General features: G+C 56.0%; 21 protein-coding genes. 9 read left to right on the top strand and 12 right to left on the bottom strand.

The window, feature by feature from the left end:
• Window positions 1-182: 182 nt before the first annotated feature.
• The gene (locus Q4G72_RS10630) at window positions 183-995 is read left to right on the top strand and encodes an OmpA family protein (RefSeq protein ID WP_303311405.1); all 813 of its coding nucleotides are present in this window, start codon (window positions 183-185) and stop codon (window positions 993-995) included.
• 55 nt (window positions 996-1,050) lie between these two features.
• On the opposite strand, the gene Q4G72_RS10625 is transcribed toward Q4G72_RS10630, so the two are convergent.
• The 4 genes from Q4G72_RS10625 to surE all read right to left on the bottom strand — a co-directional run bounded on the left by Q4G72_RS10625 (window position 1,051) and on the right by surE (window position 4,723).
• Window positions 1,051-1,647 carry a 2'-5' RNA ligase family protein gene (locus Q4G72_RS10625; protein WP_303311404.1) on the bottom strand — a complete coding sequence of 199 codons (597 nt, stop codon included), beginning with the start codon at window positions 1,645-1,647 and terminating at the stop codon, window positions 1,051-1,053.
• A 29-nt stretch (window positions 1,648-1,676) separates the two neighbouring features.
• Window positions 1,677-3,071, bottom strand: coding sequence for a M28 family peptidase (locus Q4G72_RS10620; RefSeq protein WP_303311403.1), 1,395 nt, complete (start codon window positions 3,069-3,071; stop codon window positions 1,677-1,679).
• A gap of 108 nt (window positions 3,072-3,179) precedes the next feature.
• Window positions 3,180-3,707: a histidine phosphatase family protein gene (locus Q4G72_RS10615; RefSeq protein ID WP_303311402.1), complete on the bottom strand. Its 528-nt coding sequence runs from the start codon at window positions 3,705-3,707 to the stop codon at window positions 3,180-3,182.
• A 191-nt stretch (window positions 3,708-3,898) separates the two neighbouring features.
• On the bottom strand, window positions 3,899-4,723 hold the full coding sequence (gene surE, locus Q4G72_RS10610) for a 5'/3'-nucleotidase SurE (RefSeq protein ID WP_303311401.1): 825 nt from the start codon (window positions 4,721-4,723) through the stop codon (window positions 3,899-3,901).
• A gap of 106 nt (window positions 4,724-4,829) precedes the next feature.
• Here surE and Q4G72_RS10605 point away from each other — a divergent pair, with 106 nt between their 5' ends.
• From Q4G72_RS10605 to Q4G72_RS10585, 5 genes are all read left to right on the top strand, one after another.
• Window positions 4,830-5,495, top strand: coding sequence for a hypothetical protein (locus Q4G72_RS10605; RefSeq protein ID WP_303311400.1), 666 nt, complete (start codon window positions 4,830-4,832; stop codon window positions 5,493-5,495).
• 104 nt (window positions 5,496-5,599) lie between these two features.
• A complete protein-coding gene (locus Q4G72_RS10600) occupies window positions 5,600-6,034 on the top strand; it encodes a DoxX family protein (protein ID WP_303311399.1) in 435 nt (144 codons plus the stop codon).
• A 134-nt stretch (window positions 6,035-6,168) separates the two neighbouring features.
• On the top strand, window positions 6,169-7,938 hold the full coding sequence (locus tag Q4G72_RS10595) for a M14 family metallopeptidase (RefSeq protein WP_303311398.1): 1,770 nt from the start codon (window positions 6,169-6,171) through the stop codon (window positions 7,936-7,938).
• A gap of 87 nt (window positions 7,939-8,025) precedes the next feature.
• Complete coding sequence (locus Q4G72_RS10590; protein ID WP_303311397.1) at window positions 8,026-8,928, top strand: ABC transporter ATP-binding protein; 903 nt, start codon at window positions 8,026-8,028, stop codon at window positions 8,926-8,928.
• A 25-nt stretch (window positions 8,929-8,953) separates the two neighbouring features.
• The gene (locus tag Q4G72_RS10585) at window positions 8,954-9,721 is read left to right on the top strand and encodes a DUF2705 family protein (protein WP_303311396.1); all 768 of its coding nucleotides are present in this window, start codon (window positions 8,954-8,956) and stop codon (window positions 9,719-9,721) included.
• A gap of 10 nt (window positions 9,722-9,731) precedes the next feature.
• On the opposite strand, the gene Q4G72_RS10580 is transcribed toward Q4G72_RS10585, so the two are convergent.
• The 6 genes from Q4G72_RS10580 to dnaG all read right to left on the bottom strand — a co-directional run bounded on the left by Q4G72_RS10580 (window position 9,732) and on the right by dnaG (window position 17,609).
• Window positions 9,732-10,535 carry a hypothetical protein gene (locus Q4G72_RS10580; RefSeq protein WP_303311395.1) on the bottom strand — a complete coding sequence of 268 codons (804 nt, stop codon included), beginning with the start codon at window positions 10,533-10,535 and terminating at the stop codon, window positions 9,732-9,734.
• A 65-nt stretch (window positions 10,536-10,600) separates the two neighbouring features.
• Complete coding sequence (locus Q4G72_RS10575; RefSeq protein WP_303311394.1) at window positions 10,601-11,815, bottom strand: bifunctional 3,4-dihydroxy-2-butanone-4-phosphate synthase/GTP cyclohydrolase II; 1,215 nt, start codon at window positions 11,813-11,815, stop codon at window positions 10,601-10,603.
• A 171-nt stretch (window positions 11,816-11,986) separates the two neighbouring features.
• Window positions 11,987-13,186, bottom strand: a complete 1,200-nt coding sequence (locus tag Q4G72_RS10570; protein ID WP_303311393.1) for a glycosyltransferase — start codon at window positions 13,184-13,186, stop codon at window positions 11,987-11,989.
• Window positions 13,183-14,394 carry a glycosyltransferase family 4 protein gene (locus Q4G72_RS10565; RefSeq protein ID WP_303311392.1) on the bottom strand — a complete coding sequence of 404 codons (1,212 nt, stop codon included), beginning with the start codon at window positions 14,392-14,394 and terminating at the stop codon, window positions 13,183-13,185. The genes Q4G72_RS10570 and Q4G72_RS10565 overlap by 4 nt, the downstream gene beginning before the upstream one ends.
• Window positions 14,395-14,472: 78 nt before the next feature.
• A complete protein-coding gene (locus Q4G72_RS10560) occupies window positions 14,473-15,534 on the bottom strand; it encodes a potassium channel family protein (protein ID WP_303311391.1) in 1,062 nt (353 codons plus the stop codon).
• A gap of 26 nt (window positions 15,535-15,560) precedes the next feature.
• The gene (dnaG, locus tag Q4G72_RS10555; RefSeq protein ID WP_303311390.1) at window positions 15,561-17,609 is read right to left on the bottom strand and encodes a DNA primase; all 2,049 of its coding nucleotides are present in this window, start codon (window positions 17,607-17,609) and stop codon (window positions 15,561-15,563) included.
• A gap of 160 nt (window positions 17,610-17,769) precedes the next feature.
• Here dnaG and Q4G72_RS10550 point away from each other — a divergent pair, with 160 nt between their 5' ends.
• Window positions 17,770-18,873, top strand: a complete 1,104-nt coding sequence (locus Q4G72_RS10550; RefSeq protein ID WP_303311389.1) for an Mrp/NBP35 family ATP-binding protein — start codon at window positions 17,770-17,772, stop codon at window positions 18,871-18,873.
• A 142-nt stretch (window positions 18,874-19,015) separates the two neighbouring features.
• On the top strand, window positions 19,016-19,312 hold the full coding sequence (locus Q4G72_RS10545) for a NifU family protein (RefSeq protein WP_303311388.1): 297 nt from the start codon (window positions 19,016-19,018) through the stop codon (window positions 19,310-19,312).
• Window positions 19,313-19,401: 89 nt separating this feature from the next.
• Here the strand turns inward: Q4G72_RS10545 and Q4G72_RS10540 are convergent, their stop codons facing one another.
• The gene (locus Q4G72_RS10540) at window positions 19,402-19,968 is read right to left on the bottom strand and encodes a DUF4256 domain-containing protein (RefSeq protein WP_303311776.1); all 567 of its coding nucleotides are present in this window, start codon (window positions 19,966-19,968) and stop codon (window positions 19,402-19,404) included.
• 242 nt (window positions 19,969-20,210) lie between these two features.
• Between Q4G72_RS10540 and fahA the strand changes: the two genes are divergently transcribed.
• A complete protein-coding gene (fahA, locus tag Q4G72_RS10535) occupies window positions 20,211-21,497 on the top strand; it encodes a fumarylacetoacetase (RefSeq protein ID WP_303311387.1) in 1,287 nt (428 codons plus the stop codon).
• Window positions 21,498-21,695: 198 nt separating this feature from the next.
• On the opposite strand, the gene acs is transcribed toward fahA, so the two are convergent.
• Complete coding sequence (acs, locus tag Q4G72_RS10530) at window positions 21,696-23,642, bottom strand: acetate--CoA ligase (RefSeq protein WP_303311775.1); 1,947 nt, start codon at window positions 23,640-23,642, stop codon at window positions 21,696-21,698.
• Between the last annotated feature and the right edge of the window lie 110 nt (window positions 23,643-23,752).

Below are 23,752 nucleotides of genomic sequence, written 5' to 3'. Positions count from 1 at the left end.
CCGGTATTCTCATTATAAAGCGCTGCCCCAGCAAAGTAGGCTGAAGGTACACGTCTGGGCCGTATTTCCTCAAATTTTCCGTTTTAAGGCGTCGTTGCGGCAACGCTAATAGGGTGTTGCGCAACTGTTGGGGCGGGCACCTCGTTTTTAATACAGCATATCTTTCCCTTTACCCCTTCCATATGAACTACCGCCTCCCCCACACCGTGTTGGCCTCTTTCCTAAGTGCCGGCCTGTTGGTTGGCTCCGTTTCCTGTGTTTCCCAAAAGAAATATACGGCCCTGCAACAGCAAAACTCCGACTTACAGGCCTCTAAAACGGCCCTGGAACAAGAAAAAGCCCGCACAGAGGAAGAGCTGCGCAACACCCTCAGCAACAAGAACCAGCAGGTAAATCAACTAAACGAAAACCTGAGCGGAGCGCAACAGGCTAACTCTGCTCTTTCTGCTGATCTGCGCTCCAAAGAAGCCCGTATTGCCGATATGCAGCGGATTCTGGATCAGAAAGATCAGGCTGTAAAGGCACTTCGTCAAAAAGTGGCCGACGCCTTACTGGGGTTTAATGCTAGTGACCTACAGGTAACTCTGAAGAATGGCAAAGTGTATGTCTCGCTCTCCGAGCAGCTGCTGTTCAAATCGGGCTCCACGAAAGTAGACCCCAAAGGCCAGGACGCCCTCAAGAAACTAGCCGTTGCCCTGAAGGGTAACCAGGATGTGAATGTGCTGGTGGAAGGCCACACGGATAATGTGCCCATAGCCCGCGGTACTGCCGGTATGAAGGATAACTGGGACTTGAGTGTGCTCCGCGCTACCGAAATCACACGCATACTCACCCAGTCGGGCCTCAACCCCACGCAGGTGACGCCCTCCGGCCGCTCGCAGTACGTGCCAGTAGCCAGCAACGACAACACCACCAATAAAGCGCTAAACCGCCGTACAGAAATCATCCTCACGCCCAAGCTGGACGAGCTTTTTCAAATTCTGGAGCAGAATTAATGAAAGCCTAAATAGTATCATAGCATAAAAAAAGCCCGGCAAGTCCGGGCTTTTTTTATGCTGATTCGGAGGCGCCTCCGCCGCGAAAAGGGAAAGTATGGATGGGCTGCCACTGCTGCCCATCGTGGCGAAAAAGCGTCATATTCTCGACCGGAAAGGAGGCTTGAAAGTGTTGCTGAGCATATTGCTGCTTGAGTTGAGGCACCAGCCTGGCCGGCAGGTCGCGGGTGGCCAGCGTCATGTGGGGCGTGAACGGACGCTGCTTATTTACGGCTTTTGGGAGCCAGGCAGCACACTGCACTTCCAGCTCCTGCTGCAAAATGGGCCACTGTGGATGTGGGAGTACCCGCACAAACAGTGTGCGGGTGCCAAACCAGGCAAAGTCCTGCACCTCGGCCGTAAAAACGGGGAGCTGCAGTGCCTGACTCTGCAGGCAGGAAATCAGATTTTCTTCCTGCTCCGGCGGTTGATGCCACGGCGGCAGGAGCGTGATATGTGGCGGCAGGCGCACCGCGTTCCGGCTGCCCGTTTGCGCATGCACGTCCTGCTTCATGGCCCAAACAGCGCTGTACACCGGCTCTGGGGCCAGCACGGCTACCAAGTACATCATGGTATAAAGAGAAAAGCGGAACTGGGCATACGTAAAACGCATGGCCGGTTCCGCTTTTCTTACTGGAAAATCTACAATCCGTACTTACTCAGCAAATAAACCAGAGAGGCCATGCTGGCATTGCCTAGCTCCAGCTCCCGCCGGTTTACTTTATCAAACGTATCGGCAGCCGTGTGGTGTATATCAAAGTATCGCTGCGAGTCACAGTCATAGCCGATAAGCACCTGAGCCTGGTCTTTTAGCGGGCCGATATCGGAGCCACCGTGGCCGGCGGTAATTTCTCCACTGCCATAAGGTCGGAACAGAGGCTCCCACTGTTGCAGGCGCTTCAGCATTACCGGTGTGCCTTCTACGGAGAAGCCACGCGGGGTAAAACCACCACCGTCTGACTCCATAGCAGCCAAGTGCTTTTCGCCGGCGGCTTTGGCCAGTTCGGCATACTTCGTGCCGCCGCGCAGGCCGTTTTCTTCGTTCATAAACAACACGGCCCGAATGGTACGCTCAGGACGCAGGCCTGTGGCTTTTAGCAGGCGTAGTACTTCCATGCTCTGCACACAGCCGGTACCATCGTCATGGGCACCCTGGGCCAGGTCCCAGGAATCGAGGTGGCCGCCTACTGCTATGATTTCATTGGGGTATTTAGAGCCTTTGATTTCTCCTACTACGTTGTAGGATTTCACTTCAGGCAGCTGGCGGCAGCTCATTTCCAACTCAAAGGTGAGTGTGGGGTTTTCTTTGAGCATGGCGCTGAGCTGGTCGGCACCGTTGGTGCTGAGTGCGGCGGCGGGCACTTTGGTTACCTTCTCATCATAGCTCATAGTGCCCGTATGGGGGTAGTCATCGTGCGCCAGGGAGAGGCTGCGCACCAGCGCGCCTACAGCACCGCGCTTGGCAGCTTCAATAGCGCCTTTGCGGCGCTGGTCGCCGGCCTCGCCATAAGCACGGCCGGTTTCTATATAGGTGGGGTTCATGGGGCGGTTGAAGAACACCAGCTTGCCACGCACTTTGTCATCGGGCAGGGCCGCCAACTCCTCCCAGGTGCGCACTTCTACCACCTGGGCTTTCAGCTTGCCCTTGGTTGCCACGGAGCCACCCAATGCGCACACGTTAAACGAGACGCTTTTACCTTTGGCAGGCTTGGCTTCAGCTTTTTCCTTAGCACCCCGCTCCCAGTGCGGCACCATTACTTCCTGCAGATACACCCGATCCAGGCCCATTTTCTCCATCACCTGTTTGCCCCACTGCACGGCCTGCTCTGCCTGAGGCGAACCGCTTAACCGGCCACCAATGGTGCCTGTGAGCGTGCGAAGATTCTCATAGCTCTGCCCCCGTAAAAGGGCCTCATCATACAGCCGGCGGATGGTGAGTGAATCAGCTTTGGTATCGGCAGACTGAGCTGCTACGGGCAGAGAAGTAGCGGCGGCCAACAACCCCGCTAACATGCCTCCACAAAAGGAAAAGCGCATAAACAGAAGGTGGAAAAGGTAAAACAGAAGCGGCCCGCTTAACAGGAAAGCGGGCCGGCTAAAGTACAAGGAAATGATAACGAGGCTGCATAGCCCGCCAGTAAAAACCTATTTCGTCACGCCATACCGCCGTGCTATAGCTGCGGGCCGTTTTGTGGTATCCTGAGGGATTGTCACTTCCAGTAAATAATTGTACTCCTCATCCCCAATCGCTGGCATGGGTTTTTCGGCCCCCAGAGCTGCTACCGTTTCCAATAAGGTATTGGAGTGGCCTACCACCAGCACTGCCCGTCCAGCGAAATCCTTCCGGATGCGCGCTGCCAGCTTCGGTAACTGCTTGGCGTCATATACCTCAGGCGTAAGGTTTCGCGCGGCCGCCAGCGGAGCAGCCGTTGACCGGGTACGATTGGTATTGGTAGTAAAAATGGCTGCTATGTTCCGGTTCAGGAGAGTATCGCGCAACGCCAGGGCCCGTTGTTCACCCTGCGTAGTTAAGGCAGGATCAGCCAGGCCCGGGGTCAGGTCTTTTTCGGCATGGCGCACAATGTATACCGTGGTGGGAGGTGCCAGGTGGACAGTGCAGGCGCTGGCCAGCAGCACGATTAGCAGAAAGAAAGTGCGAAGAAGTGCAGGCATATACAGATGGAAAGAATGGTCGAAAGTTACAGGAAACGGCAGGTTATGGCTGGACCCTGTCTTAATCTGAAATACCAAAAGTGGCCTTCCTGCCTTAGGCGCCAAAAGCTGTTTGCTTCCAAAGAAACAAAACCATTCGGCAACCAAAGGCAGGGAGGCCTCTTTACAATACAAAGCCTATAGTCAGCCCCTTACACGTGCTTCTTCGCCAGCGTAGCGTGGTCAGGGGATAAATCCCAGCTGGCATTCATTTCGGTGAGGCCGTGCAGGGCCGTTAAATCAAACTGACAGGCTACCACCGATATGTAGTTGTTGGACAACGCCCATTCATCCGTGTCTTCACCTTGATCCAGGTTCACGAAGGAGCCGATCAGCCAGTAATAAGGGCGCTTATATGGGTCGTGGCGCAGGTCAAACTTCTCCTGCCACTTGGCGCGGGCCTGGCGGCATAACCGGATACCGGCCAGCGCTTCCTCTGACTTCTTGGGTATGTTCACATTGAGCGCCGTGCCTACAGGAATACCGTGCTTCAGGGCCTGGCGGGCAATATGCTCAATCCAGGGCTCGGCGTGGGTAAAGTCCGCATCGTGGCCATAGTCGCACAAGGAAAAGCCGATGGCCGGCAGCCCTTCAATAGCCGCTTCAATAGCGGCTGACATGGTGCCGGAATACAGCACGTTCACCGAGGAGTTGGAGCCGTGGTTGATGCCCGACACTACCAGGTCGGGCTGGCGGTCCTTCAGCACGTGGTGCTTGGCCAGCTTCACGCAGTCGGCGGGGGTGCCGCTGCACTCGTAGGCTTCCACCCCTTCATCGTCGAAGACGGTGCTGGCGTCCAGCCGCAGCGGGTTGCCAATGGTTATGGCGTGGCCCATACCCGACTGGGGAGAATCGGGCGCTACGACCACAACCTCCCCAATGCGGCGCATTACCCGCACCAGCGTGGCAATGCCGGGGGCCGTGATGCCGTCGTCGTTGGAAATCAGAATCAGCGGTTTGCGGGTATGTGCAGTCACAGGATCAGGAATTTAAGTCAGCGAAGGCTGTAAAGGTAGCAAGATGTCGGCTGGCGCCAGTCCCGGCACTGGTTAACAACATGCCACAACGTGCGTAAGTTGGGGCGTGCAAATTTCACTTCCACATCTGCTCTACGGCCTGGTATTGGCCGGTCTGTTCACCGCCTGTGAGGCACCCTCTACTCCGGCCACTGCGCCAGAAGCCTCCCTGCCTCCTACTGCTGCGCCCACTCCTGCCGCAACGCCTCCCAGTACGGCAGTAATAGCCCCGGATACTGCGGAGCAGCGCTTTTATACTTTTGATAAAGGCACGGTAGGTCGCCATTTTATCCGGCTAAATATGACAGAAACCGCGCTACTGGATCGGGTTCCGAAGGAAATGCTGCATAAAACCACCCGGGAGCTGGAAGGAATTGCCTACCCGGTATATGAGCTGCGGGACCCAACCCATCCGGATGCGCCGCCCACCATTCTGGAACTGGTAGGTGATGAGGAAGAAGGCTTCCGCATATGGCGCATTCAGCTACATGACCCACGCTACCGCTCCGCCCAGGGTGGTGTGGGCGTGGGCTCTACGTTTGGTCAGGCCCGGCTGGCTTACGGCATTCAGTTTGTAGAGCGCGCCGACATGGGGCTGGTGGCTGTATCGGAGGCCGCTCAAATATCCTGGCTGCTGGATGCCAGTACCCTCCCAAACCCCAACGCTCCGGTGCTGCGCCCGACGGATGTACCGGATGCCACAAAAATCAGAGGCGTATTACTTTTCCGGTAGTGCGTTGGGCCAGGGCGTTGCATTCCGCTATAATTCCTGTACTTTGGCAACGCCACTACCCCTCTAACCTCCCACAATACGCCGCTCCCGCGGCCTTTGCTGCTATGAAAGCCTTGCAGAATTTTTACCGCTTCCACGACTTCGGCCTACTGCTGCTGCGCGTAGGCATTGGGGTAATGTTTACCGTGCACGGGTATCCCAAACTAATAGGCGGGCCGGAGACCTGGGAAAAAGTAGGTAGCGTGATGGGCCAGCTGGGCATTCATTTTGCCCCGGCTTTCTGGGGCTTTCTGGCCGCCGTAGCCGAGGCCGTGGGCGGACAGCTGCTGGCCCTGGGCTTATTCTTTCGGGTGGCTTGTCTGTTTTTACTGGGCACCATGATTATGGCCTTCATCAGCCACCTCAGCCAGGGTCAGGGTTTTAATGACTACTCGCACGCGCTGGAAGCCGCATTCCTGTTTGCCGGCCTGTTCTTTGCCGGGCCGGGCCGGTATAGTGTGGATCAGATGCTGTTTCCGCCACCCCGCCTCCGTTACTAACTTCACTGCCGAAGCACTTTTCCGGAATACCTCCGGCGCTTCAGGCTTCGTGGCGCTTCTTCCCAGAACGTGCCCGGAGCGGGAAGTGCCGGAGGTTTCCCTTTTCTGAACCATCTTCCTGCCCTGCGCTCATCATGTTTCTGCTGCTTCTCACCTCAGCCCTGCTGGGTACCTCTCCTGCTGCTCCTGCCGCCGACTGGCGCACCCCCTTTGAAAAAGGCAACGGCAATACCACCACCACTTATCAGGAGTGCATCGACTACTATAAACGGCTGGATGCGGCGTATTCTGAAATAACCCTGCGCGAAGCCGGCACCACCGATGTAGGCCGCCCCCTGCATGAGGTAATCGTGTCGCTGGACGGCGACGCCGACCCAGCCTCTGTTCACCAGAAAAACCGCCGGGTTATTCTGATTCAGAATGGCATTCATCCCGGCGAGCCGGAAGGCATTGATGCCTCGATGATGCTGGTGCGCGACTATGTACAGAAAAAGGAGCTGCGTCGCCAGCTGGAGAATGTTACGCTGGTAGTTATTCCCACTTACAACGTGGATGGTATGCTGAACCGAGGTACTTCCTCGCGCGCCAACCAGAATGGCCCGCAGGAGTACGGCTTCCGGGGCAATGCCCGCAACCTGGATCTGAACCGGGACTACATCAAGCAGGACTCCCGCAATGCCCGCTCTTTTGCGCAGCTTTTTCAGCGGTGGCAGCCTGATGTATTCGTAGACACGCACACATCTAACGGTGCTGACTATCAATATACTATGACGCTTATTGCCACGCAGAAAGACAAGCTGCACCCGGCCCTGAGCGCCTATATGGAAAAGCAACTTCTACCCGCCCTCTACGGCAACATGAACAAGCGCAAATGGCCTCTGACTCCTTACGTAGACTTTGAGGGCCGCACGCCCGATGCCCGCGGGCTCGTGGGCTTCCTGGAAACGCCGCGCTATTCCACCGGCTATACTACCCTGTTTAACACCATAGGGTTTGTAACCGAGACGCACATGTGGAAAGCCTTTACCCCTCGCGTGCGGGTGACCTATGATTTTCTGGATGTGGTGGTGCGCACCGTGCACCGCGACGCTGCCACCATTGCCCAGGCCCGGCAAATGGCCAATCAGCAAAGTGCTTCCCAAACCTCCTTCCCGCTGGCCTGGCAGCTAGATACCACGCAGGCCGCCACTTTCGAGTTTCGGGGCTACGAGGGTAAAACCAAAGCCAGTGAAGTAAGCGGCCTGCCCCGCCTGTACTACGACCGGAAGGCACCATACAAGCGCACCATTCCCTACTACAATACCTTCCGGCCCACGGTCAGCGTCAGCCGCCCACAGGCATATGTTATTCCGCAGGCCTGGGGAGAGGTGCTGGACCGTCTACGCCTGAGCAACGTGCGCCTGCAGCGGCTGCAGCGCGACACTACGCTTACCGGGGAAGTCTACACTATTTCTGACTACAAAACCGCACCCCGCCCCTACGAGGGCCATTATATCCATTCGCAGGTGCAGGTGCGCACGCAGCAGCAGGCCCTGGCTTTCCACGCCGGCGACTATGTAGCCTGGCTTGACCAACCCGCTGCCCGCTACCTGGTAGAAACCCTGGAGCCGCAGGCTACCGATTCGTTTTTCTCCTGGGGCTTCTTTGACAGCATTTTACAGCAGAAGGAGTATTTTTCAGATTATGTATTTGAAGATCTGGCGGCCGAAATCCTGGCGAAAAACCCTGCGCTCAAAGCCCAACTGGAAGCTAAGCGCCAAGCCGACCCGGCCTTTGCCAAAAGCGCTGCGGCCCAGCTGGATTTCATCTACCGCCAAACGCCTTACTATGAGCCTACCCACCTTCGTTATCCGGTTTTGCGCTGGCAGGGCGGTGGCCTACAGGGTATTCTGAAGGAGGAATAGTTTAGGTTTAATTTTTCATAATCACCCGCCATGTCGAGCTTGTCGGAGCATGGCACCCATATTCACTTCCGATTCGCATCTAAAAGAATGGCTGTTCTCGAATTAAATAATCTCTCGAAACACTACGGCAGCACTCAGGCGTTGCGCGGGCTCACCCTGACGGTAGAAGAGGGCAGTGTTTATGGCTTGCTGGGGCCCAATGGCAGTGGCAAAACCACCACCCTGGGCATGGCATTGGGGGTTCTTAACGCTTCGGGTGGCACGATACGGTGGTTTGGTCAGCCCATATCGTCAGACAGTAAGCGGCGGGTAGGCGCCATGCTGGAAACCCCAAACTTCTTCCCCTACCTTTCCGCCCGCCAGAATTTGCGGGTAGTAGCAGCGGTGAAGCAGGCCGATGACCAGGCCATTGAGGATGCCCTGGAGGTAGTAGGGCTGCTGGCGCGCCAGCATGATGCGTTTTCCACGTATTCCCTGGGCATGAAGCAGCGTCTGGCACTGGCTTCTACCCTGCTCAGCAAGCCAAGTGTACTGGTACTGGATGAGCCCACCAACGGTCTTGATCCGCAGGGCATTGCGGAAGTGCGCACGCTCATTCAACGGCTGGCAGCTGAAGGTAAAACTATCATCATTGCCAGCCATCTGCTGGATGAAATTGAAAAGATATGCACGCACGTAGCCGTGCTGCACCGGGGCGAACTACGGGCTGCTGGCCGGGTATCCGACATCCTGGCTACCACCGACCGGGTCCTGCTACGGCCATCTGCTACTACAACTGCCGCTACGCTACAGCAAGCCCTTGGGCAATTCCCCTGGGTTACGGACGTACAAACGGAGTCCGATGGCCGCCTGAGCGCCCAACTGGCTGAAGGCTACGACCCTGCCGCGCTTAATAAGGCGCTGTTTGAGCGGGGAATAGTATTGGCTGGCTTAGAGATGCGCCAGCGGAGCCTGGAAACCCAATTTTTAGCTCTCACGCAGGCTCAGTAATTCTTCTACCTCAATTCCAACTGCTGTGCTTTTTCGCGCTGAACTCCGCAAATTCCTTCCCTACCGTACCGTCTGGATTATCCTCCTGCTTTTTGCTTTGCTTTTAACCGGCTTCGTAGCCATGAGCGGCGGCACCGTAATAAACGGGCGGCCGGTCGGCAATACACTATATGCCTTTCCGGAGCTTTGGAGCCGGCTGGGCTATGTGGCCAGCTACTTCAATTTGCTTCTCGGTATTCTGCTCATCATTCTCATAACTGATGAGTTTCAGTTTCGCACCTTTCGCCAGCAGGTAATCGATGGGCTTTCCCGTGCCGAGCTGGTACAGGCCAAGCTGGGCGTGGCCGTTGCGTTAGTGTTGTATGCAACGGTTGTGGTCCTGACAGTGGGCTTGTATTTTGGGCTGACCCGCGGTCCACAGCCCGCGCCGGGCGCTATTACCGCCGATCTGGGTGCGGTGGCACTTTATGCCCTGCAGGCCCTCGGCTACCTAAGCATCGCGGCGCTACTGGCTTTTTTGGTGCGTAAAAGCGGCCCGGCTATCATTTCCTTCCTGGTGTATATGTGGATTGCCGAGCCACTTCTCCGCTCGCAGCTCCCCGATGAGCTGGACCGCTACTTTCCGGCCAAGCTGCTGGGCAGCCTTACCCCTACTCCCGGCCAGGAGCTGCTGAACACCGTTACGGGTCCTACGGGCGCCCTCACCCCTGCGCAGGCAGTACCCTTTGCCCTGGGCTACATTGCTATATTCTGGGGCCTGAGTTATCTGCTGCTTCGCAACCGGGATTTGTAGAAAATACTCCTTATGGTGCGGCTGGCGGACTTTGCAGAGAGTTGGCATAGTTCACGATATAGGCCAGCTCCTGCACATTGCTAAAGTTAAGCTTGTGCACTTTGGCATATTGCTCTATGCTGCGGCTGTTGGCCCGAAAGAAATTCAGCAGGTCCTTTTTAGGGTTACGCAGGGGCACTATTTCGCCCTGCGCTGTACCTAAGTAGAGCAGGTCTTTAGTATCGGTCTGATATCCATAGCGCGCACCTGGGGTACCGTACAGTCCATGATACATGCCCCGGTTATACGGATCGGTAACAGTGTGCTCTACCAGCTGCTGGCGGCGCAGCAAATGCGTGGGGCCGGCACTTAGCTGCTCGAAGAAGCCCGGCGACTTAAAATCCGAATAATCCTGGTCGCGGTTCCAGCGGTAGGTGCGAAACACGCGCACGCGGGTAGTGTCCCGCTGGTTCCGGCGCATAGGAACCGACGGGGTATACAGCGGCGGGCTTCCATAGAAGTAGCCGTTTCGGGCATTGTAAAAATCATCGTAGCGGTAGTCGGGCAGGTTATTCCCAACTTCTCCTTTCACAGCAAATGCCTTCACTGCCACCGGCGACAAAGTGCTGACAGATTGATCCGGCATGGTGATGCGGATAACATCCTCGCTTCGATGGATAATCAAGGGGCCCCGTATGGTGTCGCCATTAGCCAGCAGCACAGTAGCACCCGCAAACTGCTGTACAAAGCTTCGCTGCGCCTGTGCGAACGGAGCTATCAGGGCCAGCAATCCACCTATCAGTAATCCAGAAAAGCCTGGTCTTTTAAAAGCCATAGTCCTAGAAATTTATGGATTTGAACCCATAATTCCTAGGACTATGCACCGGGTAAAATCCGGCATTAAGCCGGCCGCAGCTTGCTTAAAATGGTATGACCCAGCTTATCGCGCTTAGTGGTGAGGTAACGCTCGTTGTGCTCGTTCGGGATTATTTCGATGGGCACAGTATCCACTATTTCCAGGCCGTAGCCGATAAGACCGGTACGCTTGCGGGGGTTGTTGGTGAGCAGGTGCATTTTGCTGATGCCTAAGTCTCGCAGGATTTGCGCACCCACGCCATAGTCGCGCTCATCCATACCAAAGCCCAGCTCCAGGTTAGCTTCCACGGTGTCGCGGCCCTGCTCCTGCAGTTTGTAGGCTTTCAGCTTATTAAGCAAACCAATGCCGCGGCCTTCCTGATTCATGTATACCAGTACTCCTTTACCAGCGCGCTCAATCTGCTGCATAGCATGGTGCAGCTGGGGGCCACAGTCACAGCGGCATGACCCAAAGATGTCGCCGGTGACGCAGCTGGAGTGCACCCGCACCAACACTGGCTCGCCGGGCGTCAGGTCGCCTTTTACCAGCGCCAGATGCTGGGCACCATTGGAGCGCTGCGTATAGGCATACAAGTCAAACTCGCCCCACTCGGTTGGCAGCTGCACGGAAATTTCGCGGGTGATGAGGCTTTCCTTTTCAAGGCGGTACTTGATGAGGTCCTGCACCGAAATCAGCTTGAGGTCCCACTTTTTGGCTACCTCCTGCAGTTCCGGCAGGCGGGCCATTTCACCATCTTCCTTCAGAATCTCCACCAGTACCCCAGCTGGCTCAAACCCAGCCAAACGGGCCAGGTCTACAGCAGCCTCGGTGTGGCCAGCACGGCGCAGTACGCCTTCTTTGCGGGCTTTTAAAGGGAAAATATGACCTGGCTTGCCCAATTCCTCGGGCTTGGTTTCGGGGTCAATGAGGGCCAGGATGGTTTTGCTGCGGTCAGAGGCAGAAATGCCAGTGGTTACCCCGTTTTTCAGGAGGTCAATAGAAACCGTGAAGGGGGTGGCGTGCAGGGCAGTGTTGCGGCCTACCATCAGCTCCAGGCCCAGCTGTTCGCAACGGTCTTCCAGCAGTGGGGCACATACCAGGCCACGGCCGTGGGTAGCCATGAAATTCACAATTTCAGGCGTGGCGCAGCGCGCTGCGCAGATAAAGTCGCCTTCGTTTTCACGGTCTTCGTCGTCTACTACAATTACCACTTTACCGGCGCGGATGTCGGCAATGGCATCTTCAATCGAATCAAGCATACTGGCTGAATTGGGCGGGAAAAGGAAAGGCGCGCCCGGAGTGTAAACCGTAACGGCGGCGCGAAGTTACGAAAGGTGAAATGGGTAGTGAATGAAATAGTGAGAAGATGAGATATTACGCTTACAGTACTTCAAACCCCAAACCATCCACTTTTTGCTTCCGCTATTCGCCTATCTACCGGCTTGCTGAAAGCGCTGGGTGGGCTGCCAAACCGTGCTTTTCACTCCCCGCATAAAACGCCAGAAGCCCACCAACAAGGCCGCATTCATGCTATAAAAGTGCGTTACAAAGCGCAATAGGCGGTTATGCCAACCCGCTTGCCGTAGCAGCCAGTCAACTGCCATGAGCAGGGGCAGGCCTAATTGGCCTAGTAGTGTAAGCCAGTAGAACCAGCTGCCACCCTGCACCACCAACACGAAGTTGGCGGCCAGCATCAGGAGCAGAAACAAAGGGGTAAGCCAGCGCAGCACCTTGTGCGACCAGAAAGCATAGGCTCGCCCTGACCACAAGGGCCAGAGCAGCTCCCCAAAAACGCTCAGGTTTTGAAAATTACCCGCTGATATGCGGGCTTTGCGCCGAAACTCCTCCGGCAGCTTATCCGACACATCTTCATAGCACACGGCCTGCAGCTCATGGATGGCCTGATACCCATCACGCAGCACCGCCATGGAGATATAAAAGTCATCGACGAGGAAATGAGCCGGGGCTGGATGATAGGCCGCGCGGCGAACCGCAAAACAGCCACCAAAGGCGCCTATCATGGTCCCCCATAAAATGCCTTCCTGATATTTAATCAGGTTTTCGCGCTCCAGATATGCTTTTTCCTGTCCTGAAATTCCTTCAGCCCGATGTTCGGGATTCAGGATGTTTCCGCCTACCAGCCCAATAGCGGGATTTTGGAAATGTTTTACCAGTTGATACAGTGTATCGGGCGCAAAAAACACGTTAGCATCCGTGAGGACTAATACCGGCGCGGTAGCTTCCCGGGAAAGGGCCTCCATCACGCCGGGTTTGCCGGTACGCTGCAGAAAAGGCCGGAACCGAATTTGGGAGTACTCCTGCTGCAGGCGCTCCACAAAAGCATGGGTACGGTCAGTGGAGTTATCGGACCCAATATAAAAGGTGAGCTTGTCCAGCGGGTATGTGCTAGCCAGGGTCGAGTGGATTTTTTCTTCGATAACCTGCTCTTCGTTGTGTACGGCTAGTAGGATATCAACTGCCGGCAGGTCATCAGTGTGGACCGGATACACCTGGGCATTTTGAAGACGGCCCCGCGCCCGCAGTGCCAAAAGCCAGGGGAACAGCACGTAGGTGTGCGCAACCAGCAGCAGGCTCAGCCAGAAAACTATGGCGGCCACAGTGCTCATCATGCGGGCTGCAGGCTTAGCGAGCGGTACAACTCCTCGAATTTCTCAATTATCCGGCGGTTATCATACAGGCGCTTTATGGTTGCGGCAGCTTCCTCGCCCAGCTTATCATGACACAGCTCGCCGTGGTAATACCGCTCAATACGCTCCGCCCATTCTTCGGGGTCGTCGCAAAGAATAATGTCTTTGTTGTTTTGACAATAAATACCTTCGGACCCCACGCCAGTGCTTAGAATGCACTTCCCCAAGGCCATGCCTTCAATGATTTTGACGCGCATACCGCCTCCGGAAAGCAGCGGCACCAGCATCAGTTCATACTGTTGCATAAACTCGGCGGCCGAGTCAACAAAGCCGTGCACCACTACGCGGGGCAGCCGTAACTGTTGATAGCGAGGGGGCATGTCTTTGCCAGCCAGGTGCAGTTCCAAATCGGGCAGCCGGTCGGAAATACGGGGCCACACTTGGCTAAGAAACCAATCCAGCCCTTCCTGATTGGGCAGCCAGTTCAGGGAACTGATCATGAATAACGTCCGCGGCTGAGCATGGATGCCAGGGTTGCGCTGAAACCGCTGCAAGTCTACTCCGGCCGGAATAAATACCACCGGCTCCTGGCAGTTCAGTTCCCGGAGTCGGCGCTGGTCGGGCTCGGTTATGGCGGCAATGGCGTCAAAACGCGGCAGGTAGTCCTGCTCAAAGGTGCGCAGGCCGGTAGCCAGATGGCTGAGATACCAACGCTTAACCGGGTTGGTTTCCCGACTGGCCAGCATCTGCCAGATGCCGTGCTCCAGGTTGTGTGCCCGTAATATAACCGGAGTCTTGGGAGCCTCGGCGCGCACAATATTTACGTACCAGGCCACAAACGTGCCCTCCAGTTGCACTACATCAAACTGCCCATTGCGCAGCAGCTCTCGCAAGGCAGCTTCAAAAGCCGGACTGATAAACCGCTCTACGTTATAAGGCACCTGTCCCAAAGCCAGATTGCGCAGCGCTTTCCAGGGAGAGAGGCGGGTATCTACCGCTACCGTTTGCAGACTCACGCCGGGCAAATGCGCCAGCACGTGGTCTGGCTGATAATGCTTGGGCGTATTAATGGCCAGTACGGTAACCTGATGGCCGGCATGGGCCAGGCCGGCAGCCACATCATACATGGCAATAGCGCCACCATCATGCGGGGGGAACGGTACTCGCGGACAGATTTGCAGAATACGCACGGAGACAGGCGGCTGGCAGAAACATCGGGGGTTCTTGCGGCTGCAAAGCTACACTTCCCGTCGCAAGTAGCCCTGGCTTTAGGGTAGAAACTGCTGCTCCAGCAGCTTTATCTGGGCCTCGGTTCCTAAGAGTAGCAGTACGTCGCCGGGGCCAGGACGCACATCGGCGCTAGGGCTTACCACAAACTCTCCGGAGCTCAGCTTTAAGCCTATCACTGTGGCTCCACTGCGGGAGCGAATGTCCAGCTCCCGGATACTTTTACCCTGAAATTCCCGACGCACCCCGGCGTAGCGCAGCTCTTCCAGGCGTAGCTTATCGGGACCTAGTCCTGATATCATTTCCAGAAACCGAATCACCTCGGGGCGTACTACCAGGTTAGCCATATGCGAGCCACCTATTTCATCGGGCATCACTACGGAATCGGCGCCAGCACGCAGCAACTTAGCCTCACTGGATTTCAGGCTGGCGCGGGCAATAATCTTGATTTTAGGGTTTAGCTCACGGGCAGTGAGGGCCACGAAAACGTTGTCGGAATCTTTAGGCAAGGCGGTAATGAGGGCAGTGGCACGCTCAATGCCGGCGGCGCGCAGACTTTCATCAGAAGTAGCATCGCCAAACACGGCAGGTACGGCCCCAAAGCCTGCTTCTACCCGGTCGCGCATCAGCTTCTGATTTTGCTCGATGACAACCACGCGGGCACCGTTGCTCCGCAGCTCATGATAGGCCTTACTGCCGTTGCGCCCGAAGCCACACACGATTACGTGCCCGCTGAAGCTGCGGATTTCCTGATCAGTTTTGAACATATGGAAGATGTTACGCAGCTCGCCGTCGAAGATATAAGTAGTGAGTACCGATACGAGGTAGGCCACCACCAGCAAGTTGAAAAAGATATACAGCGAGACAAACAGGCGCCCGCTCTGATCCATGGTATGCAGCTCTCCAAAGCCAACGGTGGACACCGTAATCATGGTCATGTAGAAGGCATCGACCACATTGTAGCCGCCATAAAACATAAACCCCACAATACCAATAAACAGGCTCAGGGCAGCCAGCGCCAGGGCCACAATAAACCGGCTAAGATTGGCCCGCTTCCACACAGAAGCGGGTACGGGAGTATATTTTACTTGGTTGAGGCGCACAGAGCTAAGTTAGGATAGTGGCGCTTCTACGCAATATTGCGCGGAATGACGGTACCCAGGTGGGCGGCCAGTTCATTGTCCAGGCGCTTGTAGAGCATCAGGTTTTCCAGAATACGGTCTACGGCGGCGGGGTCCTGGGCCTGACGCAATTCCAGCTGCAGCTTGTTTAGCTCCCGCTGCACCACTTCTTTTTTCAGGCGCAGAATGGCATTGTCGCAGGCCTGCTGAATGAGGTCCAGCTCGCGGGGCACATGAATCTGGTGGGTAGTCCAGTTGGGGCTGAGCTCGTGCTTTTCCGTAGCCAGGTCGCCGATAAGGGCGCGAATATCGGAGCGGTGGTGCTGAATGAGGTTGCGTATTTCGGGCCAGCGGCCCTGCTCCATTTCCTGCTGGCACCAGTGCAGCACATCGGCGTAGAGCGGCGTGCGCAGCGGGGTTTCTTCCAGCTGCGCAATCAGGTATTGGGCCACGGCTACATCCTCGGTGAGGGGCTGGGGCGCGTAGAGTACCAGCAGACGCACAATTTCCCGCTCGCAGGTTTGCAGCACGTCACCAATGGGTTCCATCTCGTCGCGCCCGGGTGAGGCAATGCCGCCCAGCTCATCGGGCGTGGCGCCGTACATCAGCGCTTCGGCTTCCTCCTCCGGTGACATGGCCCGGGGAGCAGCCGACGGTGGCTGTTGACCTAGTCCGCTGGGGGCACTGCCCGGCGAGGGCACGGCTTTCTGGGTGGCATTCTTAACCAGCTTGTTGTATTCGGTGATAAGTACTTGCTCATCAATGCCGAAGGTGTTGCTGGTTTGCTGCAAAAATACCTGTCGCTTGATGGGGTCCGGCACTTTGGCAATGCTTTGCAGCACTTCCCGAATGGCTTCGGCCTTCTTTACCGGGTCGTGGGCCGCTTCTTTGGCTACCAGCTGGGTTTTGAAGGTGATAAAGTCCTGGCTGGCGGTTTCCAGGTGGTCTTTAAAGCGCTGGTCGCCTACTTTACGGATGTAGCTGTCGGGGTCGTCGCCGTCCGGAAACAGCACCACGCGCACATTCAGGCCGCCTTCCAGCAGCATATCAATGCCGCGTAGCGAGGCCCGGATGCCGGCCGCGTCGCCATCGTACAGCACCGTTACGTTATCAGAATACCGCTTAATCAGGCGGATCTGGCCCTCGGTGAGCGAAGTACCTGAGGAGGCTACCACGTTTTTGATGCCGCCCTGGTGCAGGCTCAGTACATCCAAATAGCCCTCTACCAAATAGCACTGCTCCTCCGTACGAATAGCCTGCCGGCTTTGGTACAGGCCGTAGAGCACATCCGACTTATGGTAGATTTCCGACTCCGGCGAGTTTAAGTACTTGGCCGTTTTGTCGTTGGCCTTCAGCGTGCGCGCGCCAAAGCCCACCACGCGCCCCGATACGTTGTGAATGGGGAACATGACGCGGCCCCGGAAACGGTCATATCGGCGGCCGGTGTCCTTACCCTGCTCGTCTTCCTTAACGATGGTAAGGCCGGTTTTCTCAAGGTATTTTTTGTCGTAGCCGTCCCGCTCAGCGGCTTTCAGCAGGTCATCCCAGAGGTCGAGGGAGTAGCCCAGCTCAAACGTTTGGATGGTGTTCTGGTTCAGGCCACGCTGGCGCAGGTAGCTTAGGCCAATGCTCTGGCCTTCCTCGTGGTGCAGGAGTAGCTTGTGGTAGTGGTCCTTGGCCCAGTTGGAAACGATGAACTGCGAGTCCTTATCGTTTTGTGCCAGCTGCTGCTCGGGCGTTTTTTCTTCCTCCTGAACGTCAATACCGTACTTTTTAGCCAGGTATTTTAGGGCTTCCACGTAGCTGGTGCCCTCAATATCCATGATAAACTGCACCACGCCGCCGGCCTTGCCGCAGCCAAAGCACTTATAAAGGCCCTTGGCTGGCGCTACCGAAAAGCTCGGCGACTTTTCGTGGTGAAACGGGCAGCATGCCCACATATTCTGCCCTTTTCGCTTCAAGGAAACGAAGTCGCCGACGACTTCTACGATGTCGGCGTGGTGCAGAATCTGGTCAATGGTTTCTTTGGGGATGCGGGCCAAGGGAATGCGGGGCAACAGGTGGTACAAGCTCAGCGGCGAAGGTACGATGATAACGGAGGGGATTCGATTTTCAGAATCCTCCCGCCCCGAAAATTCAGCGGATTCTTTCCCAAACTACCTCCCACTTTTCCGGGTTATCTTTGCACTTCGCATCCGCATTTTCTCACTGAATATAATGGCTACCATTACCAAAGAAGACGTCCTGAAAGCCCTCAGCTACGTGGAGGAGCCCGATCTGGGCCAAGACCTGGTCACGCTGAACATGATTGAGGACGTGGCAATTGAAGGCAAAACGGTTTCCTTCACGGTGGTGCTCACCACGCCCGCCTGCCCCCTCAAAGAGCTGATTCACAATGCCTGCGTGCGCGCCATCCATACCATGGTGGACAAGGAGGCCGATGTAAAAATCAGCATGACCTCGCGCGTGACCAGCATGCGCCAGAACCGTGACCTGCTGCCTGGCGTGAAGAATATCATTGCCATTGCTTCCGGGAAAGGCGGCGTAGGCAAAAGCACCGTAACGGCTAACCTGGCCATTGCGCTGGCCAAAACCGGCGCCAAAGTAGGCCTGGTAGACGCTGACATTTCCGGCCCCAGCATGCCGCTGATGTTTGGCGTGGAAGATGCCCGCCCCCACGTGTACCAGACGCCGGAAGGCAAAAACCTGATTCAGCCCATTGAGAAATTTGGGGTGAAGCTGATGAGCATTGGTTTCCTGGCCCCCGCCGAGTCGGCTATTGTGTGGCGCGGCCCCATGGCTTCGTCGGCGCTGAAGCAGTTTATTACAGAAGTAGACTGGGGCGAGCTGGACTATCTGCTGCTGGACATGCCTCCCGGAACCTCCGACATTCACCTGACCATGGTGCAGACGGTGCCCGTCACCGGCGCCCTCATCGTGACCACGCCGCAGAAAGTGGCTCTGGCCGATGCCGAGAAAGGCATGCAGATGTTCCGTCTGCCCCAGATTAACGTGCCTATTCTGGGCATTGTGGAGAATATGGCTTGGTTTACCCCCGCCGAACTGCCCGAAAACAAGTACTTCATCTTTGGCGAAGGCGGCGGCCAGCGCCTCGCCGATAAGCATCAGGTACCGCTGCTGGGCCATATTCCGCTGGTGCAAAGCATCCGCGAGAATGGCGACCAGGGCACCCCGGCCATTCTGGAGCCCGGCACCCCCTCTGCCGAGTTGTTTGCGCAGCTGGCTGAGGAGCTGGCCCGGCAGGTATCCATCCGCAATGCCATTGCGCCTCGCACCCAGATAGTGGAAATGAAGGCCTAATAGGCCTTTGCCCCGGGCTGGCAACTTTGCGGGGTACCCGTTTGTTGCTATCCATACTCTCGAAAGCTGTACCTTTACCCAAGCCTTAAGCTACTTATCCGGCCATCTTAGCCCGCCTTGTAGCGTTACATGATATATATCCATGAGCTATTCTCCTGCCGTAGCCGACCATCCTCTTTTGCCGCGCATTGAACAGGCTCTGGACACTATTCGTCCATACCTGGCGGCCGATGGCGGCAACGTACGCATCCTTAACATTACCGAGGATATGGTGCTGCAGCTGGAGCTGCTGGGCGCTTGCGGCACGTGCCCAATGTCGCCGATGACGCTGAAAGCCGGAGTGGAAGAATCGGTTAAAAAAGCCGTGCCCGAAATTCGTTCGGTAGAAGCCATTAATAGCACGCCCATGCAGGAGCAGCCTGCCGGCCAGGTGCGCTAGTTCTATTTCGCTTTTTACGGCAAGCCCCGCTCCTACCGATTTCGGTGAGAGCGGGGCTTGGTGATTATTGGGGGTAACGATTTTGAATTTCAGACTCTTAGCGAGCCACGGAATGCCCTACCGCCATAGTAAGATTGTGCACCGTTGTGATATACGAAGACAGTACCGTAGCGGAAATCAGCAAAGATGGCCCCACCGAGTTTTCTAATCTCAGCAGGTGTTTTCAGCCAGCTCGATGTTTTCGTATCGAAATTTCCAAGTTTCTGCAGCTCCCGGTATTGCTCCTCGGTTAAGAGCTCAATGCCCATAGTGGCCGCCATATCCACAGCATTATTTTCTGGTTTGTGTTCTTTTCTGGATTCCAAACCTGCACGGTCGTAACAAATGCTTCTGCGGCCGTTTGGGCTTTCTGCTGAACAATCATAAAAGATATACTCTCCCGTCTTTTCATCCTGACCCACAACATCTGGTTCACCGCCCGTGCTTTCCATCTGCTGGAGTGACCATAGCTTTTCCGGATAGGCTTCCAGTCGCGCTTGTACCTGAGCCCATTCAAGGCCTTGATGACGGTTTACGTTTTTCTCAAAACGGGCTTTCAATGTGCTGAGAATTTCCTCCCGTTGTTCTGGTGTCAACTCCTCCTTATGGCTATTCATTTTGTCCATGCTTTTATATTATCTCGGTTGAATGGAGGGGAAGACGAAAAATTACTGCTAACCCTACTACTGTTAGCAGAATACGCGCTAGTCGTACATGCGCAATTGTGACGGCAATTAACTTCGGACCAGGAAGCTCAATGTAGTAGCTGCACCCTGGCTATCCTAACCATCACCTTAGCCTGCTTATCCATCATTTGCCGGGTTAACCTACATTTGTGGCCTAACCTATTCTCCCCGCTATGGCCAACCCGAACGACCCTACGCTGCATTCCTGGATTGATATTCCGCCCCACAGCGACTTCCCAATTCAGAACCTGCCGTTTGGTGTATTTGAGACGGATGAGCGAGGCACCCGCGTGGGCGTGGCCATTGGCGAATATGTGTTGGACCTGTATGCGGTAGCGCAGTATGGTTTTTTCGATGACCTTGGTCTTGGATCAGCCCAGCCGAAGGTCTTTCGGCGCCGCTCCCTGAATGCTTTCATTCGCCTGGGTCAACCTGCCTGGCGGGCTGTACGCCAGCGTGTAAGCGAGTTGCTGCGCCACGACAACCCTACCCTGCGCAACAACGAAGAAGCCATGCGCAACTGCCTGGTGCGCCAGCGAGAAGTGCGCCTGCTGCGCCCCATTAAGCCCCAGAACTATACCGATTTTTACAGCAGCATTGAGCACGCCACCAATGTGGGCACCATGTTCCGCGACCCCAGCAACGCGCTGTTGCCCAACTGGCGCCATATTCCCATTGGATACCACGGCCGTACCAGCAGCATTGTGGTTAGTGGCACGCCCATCCGCAGGCCAAATGGCCAGCGCAAGGCTCCCGATGCCGCCGCACCTATCTTTGGCCCTTCGCAGCAATTGGATTTTGAACTGGAAGTGGCTTTCGTGATAGGTGAAGGCACCACAATGGGCGAAACTGTTCCAGTAGCTGCTGCCGAAGACCACATCTTTGGTCTGCTGCTCTTCAACGACTGGAGCGCGCGCGACATTCAAAGCTGGGAATATGTGCCCCTGGGTCCGTTCCTGGGCAAGAACTTCGGTAGCAGCGTATCGCCCTGGGTGGTTACCCTGGATGCGCTGGAGCCCTTCCGCGTGGCTGGCCCGGAACAGGAGCCCCAACCTTTGCCTTACCTGCAACTGGATGGCGACCATAACTTTGACATTCAACTAGAGGTAGTACTACAGCCCAAAGGCGGCCCGGAAACGGTTATCTGCCACTCCAATTTCCGGTACATGTACTGGAATATGGCCCAGCAGCTGGCTCACCATGCCAGCAATGGCTGCCCTCTGGAAGTAGCCGACTTATACGCCTCCGGCACCATCAGTGGCCCTACACCGGATTCCTACGGCTCCATGCTGGAGCTTTCCTGGCGCGGCACCAAGCCGCTGCACCTACCCAATGGCACAGAGCGCAAGTTCCTGCAGGATGGCGACACGGTGATTATGCGCGGCTATGCTGAAAAAGATGGACTGCGCATTGGTTTTGGCGAAGTGCGCGGCACCGTGCTACCGGCCCCCCAGTTGTAATTTTCCTTTTCCCTCGTCCAGCTGTGGCTGCTGAAACATCTCGATAATGGTTGGTGCGGGGCTCACTAAACCCTAAACAAAGAAGGCAGGCTACTATCAAAGACTCAGCAGACGCATTACTAAATACGCTTCAAAACTACCAACAGAAAGCCCGTGACCATTGCTGGTCACGGGCTTTCAGATTTAGAGGATAGTGCCTTATTTCTTCCCGCTAATAATTTCATCCACTACCTGTGGATCCAGCAAAGTAGAGGTATCACCCAGGTTGGTAATGTCGCCCTCGGCTACTTTGCGCAGAATGCGGCGCATGATTTTACCAGAACGGGTTTTGGGCAGGCCGGAGACTATCTGAATTTTATCGGGCTTGGCAATTTTGCCGATTTCGGCCACAATGGTTTCTATGATACTGGCCTCAATATGGTCTTTCTGCGGGCTTTTAGTTGGTACCCCATCCCGGCAAATGACATAGGCATAAATGCCCTGCCCTTTTACATCGTGCGGATAACCAACCACGGCACTTTCCACCACGTGCGGATTCTGATTGATGGCATTTTCGATTTCTGCAGTGCCAAAGCGGTGCCCCGACACATTAATGACATCATCTACGCGGCCAATAATACGGTAGAGTCCGTCAGCGTCGCGGCGGGCACCGTCGCCGGTGAAATAATAACCCGGGTACGGGCCGAAATAGGTCTGACGGGCACGCTCATGGTCGCCGTAGGTTGTCCGCATAATGCCCGGCCAGGTATGCTTGATGGCGAGGTAGCCTTCTTCGTCGTTTCCTTCAATTTCTTTGCCTTCCTGGGTGAGCAGCACGGGTTGCACGCCCGGCAGGGGTAAACCGGCGTGGGTTGGCTTGCTGGGCGTAATGCCCGCCAGCGCTGAAATCATAATGCCGCCCGTTTCCGTCTGCCACCAGGTATCCACAATAGGGCACCGCTCCTTGCCCACGTGCTGATAATACCAATACCAGGCCTCCTCATTTATTGGCTCGCCTACGGAACCCAGCACCCGCAAAGAGTCCAGAGAATAGCTGAGCACGTTATCCAGTGGAGCGGCCATTAGACTGCGAATGGCCGTGGGGGCGGTGTAAAAAATGCTGACGGAGTGCTTATCAATCACCTCCCAGAAGCGGCCTGCATCGGGGTAAGTAGGTATTCCCTCAAACATGAGGGAAGTACTGCCGGAAAGCAAAGGGCCATAGAGCAGGTAAGTATGCCCCGTTACCCAGCCAATGTCGGCGGTGCACCAGTACACGTCGTTTTCCTCAACCTGAAACACATTCCGGAAGGTATAGTCGGCCCACACCATGTAGCCAGCAGTGCTGTGTACTACGCCTTTGGGCTTGCCGGTGCTGCCACTGGTATACAGAATGAACAACGGGTCTTCGGCGTCCATTTCCTCGGCGGGACAGGTTTTGGCTACGCCTTCTGCCTCCTCGTGGTACCATACGTCGCGGCCTTCCTGCATCTGCACGGGCCAACCCAGATGCTCTACAACAATAACGCGGCGTACGCTGGGGCAGCTTTCTAGGGCCTCATCTACCACGCGCTTTACGGGAATCTGCTTAGCTCCGCGGTTGAGACCATCGGCGGTGAGTACCACGCTGGCCTGGGCATCGTTCACCCGGTCGGCAATGGCCGTGGCCGAGAAGCCGGCGAAGATGACCGAGTGAATAGCCCCAATGCGGGCGCAGGCCAGCACCGCAATGGCCAGCTGCGGAATCATGGGCATATAGAGGCACACCCTGTCCCCTTTCTCTACCCCATTATTGTGCAGCACATTGGCAAATTTGCAGACTTCCTGGTGCAGCTCGCGGTAGGTAAGACGCAGGTGTCGGGTTTTGGGGTCGTTGGGCTCGTAAATAATAGCCAGCTTGTTGCCCCGGGTAGCCAGGTGGCGGTCCAGGCAGTTCTCCGTTATGTTCAAGCGGGCACCCTGGAACCACTCATTGTGCCCGGCCACCATATCCGAGGTAAACACTTTATTCCACTTGCGCCGCCAGGAAAACGGCTCTGCCACTCCGGCCCAGAAGGCCTCCGGATTTTCGACGCTACGACGGTAGGCTTCGTGGTAGTCTTCCAGCGTACGAATACGAGCGTGTTTGGAGGTGTTTTCAGGCATTGGAAGGGTAGTTTGGGAGATGGTCCAGAAATGAGAGTTGCCACCCAGTTCTCAGCCAGGCGCCTTATTAAGCACTTTTACTTTTTCAAGTGTCGCCGGTTACTAGGCGCCATGAAAATATAGTGTTTGTT

Source organism: Hymenobacter sp. BT730, from assembly GCF_030542105.1.
Classification (GTDB): Bacteria; Bacteroidota; Bacteroidia; order Cytophagales; family Hymenobacteraceae; genus Hymenobacter.
The sequence above is the reverse complement of the archived record's forward strand: the minus strand, read 5'-3'. Positions and strand labels throughout refer to the sequence as shown.